Below are 395 nucleotides of genomic sequence, written 5' to 3' on the forward strand. Positions count from 1 at the left end.
TCTCCAAGGTGATCAGCGTCGCGAACTGCGCGACGCTGATCAACTTGGAGATGAGCCGTGCAGCTTTCGTCACGTCGATCGTGTTGTCCACGGTGAACGAGTCAAAGAAAACGAACGGTCGTCGATCCTGTGCCTTTAGCTCAGGGCGGTTGGCGCGGCTGTTGCCTTGCTCCAGAGTTCCCGGGTTCCACACGACTTCAGTACGGCATATACGGCTCACGAACTGGAAGTTAAGACCCTCGTTCATCGAGACTTCGACGCCCACCATCCAGCGAATGCGCGCCATTTTCTCGAAACGTCGGCCGTGCTCCACCTTGTTCTGAGCCTTGTACAGCATCCCGCACGCCTTCAGTTCAGGCGGTGCCAAACGCCACACCTCTTCGGCGCTGATCACG

1 protein-coding gene is annotated in these 395 nt (G+C 57.7%); it reads right to left on the reverse strand.

The features are described 5' to 3' along the window. Positions 1-367 (reverse strand): hypothetical protein (locus tag AC1RP1_RS07965; RefSeq protein ID WP_481762716.1); only part of this gene is annotated, 367 nt, incomplete at its 3' end. Between the last annotated feature and the right edge of the window lie 28 nt (positions 368-395).

Source organism: Dellaglioa sp. CoH-56-MRSF-13 (assembly GCF_056782095.1).